The sequence below is a fragment of the Nioella sp. genome, assembly GCF_964229645.1.
In the GTDB taxonomy this organism is placed as follows: Bacteria; Pseudomonadota; Alphaproteobacteria; order Rhodobacterales; family Rhodobacteraceae; genus Nioella.
The window spans coordinates 1-2,534 of the sequence record NZ_CAXREX010000262.1; the positions used below are offsets into that span (position 1 = coordinate 1).

Consider the following 2,534-nt stretch of genomic DNA (forward strand, 5'->3'; position numbering starts at 1 on the left):
CCGTGATTTCCAGAAACACCGTGGCCACGCGCCCCCGGGAATCGATCACCGTCAGGTCCACGAAACCCGCGCCGGGCTGTCCGAGGTCCATGTCGCGGTCTTGCACGCCGATCCCGATGGGACGCCCGTTCCACAGCCAGGTGTAGGGCGGCGTGCCCCGATCCACGCGCGCCAGCAATGGCAACCCTTCTTGTCGCGCCAGCACGGCACCGTCGGGCGGAAAGGCGATCTGGGGCGCATCCGGGTCTGCCTCCGTCGTGCCGCGCCCGGTGAAATGGCGAAGCGGCGGCGGCAGGTCCGTGTGGGAAACGGTCAGTGCACCCGGCGGCGGAGGCGGGAGCGGGGCGAGGCGCGGAGCCGTTCGGGCGAAGGCCTCGAACAGTAGCGGAGCCGCGACATCGGCCCCGAAGGCCCCGGGCACCGAGGCTCCATCGGCCCGGCCAAGCCAGACACCCACCACGTAACGGCCATCATAGCCGAAGGCCCAGGCATCGCGGTGTCCGTAGCTTGTTCCAGTCTTGAAGGCGAGCCCGTTGCGCGGCGCGTTCGCGGGCGGAAGCATGCCAGACAGGATGTCTGCCACATACCAACTGGCGACGGGAGAGAGCACCTGAACAGGCTCTCCCGCAGCTTCGCCGTCCCGATAGTGGAGCGGCACATAGGACCCGCCCGAGGCCAGCGCCCCGTAGAGACGCATCAGGTCTTCCATCGTCACGCCAACGCCGCCAAGCGCCACGGCAAGACCGGGCTGTCCGGCGGGCAGTTCCGGGCTCATGCCGGCACGCCGCATCCGGTTCATCAGCTCGGCCGGACCGATCTCTTCCAGCAAAGACACCACGGGAATGTTCAGCGAGGCCTGCAAGGCGTCGCGCACCGACAGTTCCCCGCGGAAGGCCAGGTCGAAATTCTGTGGTGCATAGGTGCCGAACCGGGTTGGACGATCCTCGATCAAGGTTTCGGGATGGATCAGCCCTGCTTCGAAGCCGATCCCGTAGATCAGCGGCTTCAGCGTCGATCCGGGGCTGCGCAGCGCCTGCGTCATGTCGACGAAGCCCTGGGCCGGGTTATCGGAATAGGCGGCGGACCCGACCGAGGCCAGCACCTCGCCGGTCTGGTGGTCCATCACCATGATCGCGGCATTCAACCGGTCATCCTGTCCCCGCACCGCCGCACGCGCGAGCGCTTCCATCTGCTCCTGCAGCGTTGCATCGATGGTCAGCCGGTGCTGGCCAGCCGGGTTTTCCGCCAGGATCCGGTCGGACAGGTGCGGGGCCAGCAGGGGGAAATCGCGGCGCTCAGCGGGCAGGGGTTCGGCCATGGCGGTCGCCACGGCGTCGGGGGTCAGAACGCCAAAGGTCTCCGCCCGCTGCAAGACGCGGTTACGGGCTGCCAGCGCGTTTTCCGGGTTGCGGTCGGGGCGGCGGCTGTTAGGGGCCTGTGGGATCGCCACCAGCAACGCGGCCTCGGCGGTGGTCAGTTGCCGGGGTTCCTGCCCGAACCATGTGAAGGTCGCGGCGCGCACGCCCTCGATATTCCCGCCATAGGGCGCGAGGTGCAGGTAGAGCGTCAGGATCTCGTCCTTGGTCAGCTGCCGTTCCAGCGCCAGTGCCAGCCTGATCTGGCGGAACTTGCCGCGCCAGGTGCCCGTTCCACTATCTTCCAGAAGGCGCGCGACCTGCATGGTTATGGTGGACGCACCCGAGACGATCCGCCCATTGGTCAGGGCCTGCCAGCCCGCCCGCGCCATCGCGCGCCAGTCGACACCGGCATGGCGGTAAAAGCGCCTGTCCTCGAAGTTGAGCAGAAGGTCGATGAATTCCGGGTCCACGTCCGACAGCGACACCGGCAGGCGCCAGCGCCCGTCCTCGACCGTGTAGGCGCGCAGAAGCGCCCCGTTCCGGTCGAGCACCTCGACCGAGGTGACAGGCACCAGCGGTGGAATCACCGTTGCGTCGATCCAGTCATCGAACCGGTCCCGCGCCAGCCCAGCCGCCAGCAGCAGCGCTGCCAGCCAAAGGAAAACCCTGGCCCGGATCACTCGGTGATCACCACGTGGCCCGAAGCCGTCTGTGCCCGGAAGGCGGGTCGATACATGTCTTCGACCGAAGCCGCCGGGTGGTGGAAGCTGCCGGGGCTGACCGCGCGCACGATGTATGCCAACCGCAGCGGATCGCCCCCTTGGTGAGTAATGGCGGCAAGGAACCGGTCTTGCCGGAATTCCGTGTGGTCGGCGTAATCGGTCAGGCCCAGATCGCCCAGGGCCCCGATATCCCCCGCGCGCAAGAGGTTGGGATTGTCGATCTCGAAGCCAGCTGGCAGCGGGTCATTCACCATCAGCCGTGCCGTGCGGTCGCTGAAGCCCGTCACCGCCACAACGGCCACCAGCCGTGTGCCCACGCTGACCTCGGCAGGATCCGCGGGCAAGCCATCGAGCGTCATGTAGCTGCGGGTGATGCGGTAGCCATTCCCCCCGGCCTGGGTATCGCCTTCGGCCTGGCCATAGCGGGTGAGGGTCAGCACCTCTTCGCGGTCAC

General features: G+C 67.7%; 2 protein-coding genes. Both read right to left on the bottom strand.

Translation table 11 applies throughout. The features are described from left to right. Positions 1 to 2,038 (bottom strand): penicillin-binding protein 1C (pbpC, locus tag ACEQXV_RS17370; RefSeq protein ID WP_370270218.1); only part of this gene is annotated, 2,038 nt, incomplete at its 3' end. After that, positions 2,035 to 2,534 (bottom strand): hypothetical protein (locus ACEQXV_RS17375; RefSeq protein ID WP_370270219.1); only part of this gene is annotated, 500 nt, incomplete at its 5' end. The genes pbpC and ACEQXV_RS17375, both read right to left, overlap by 4 nt.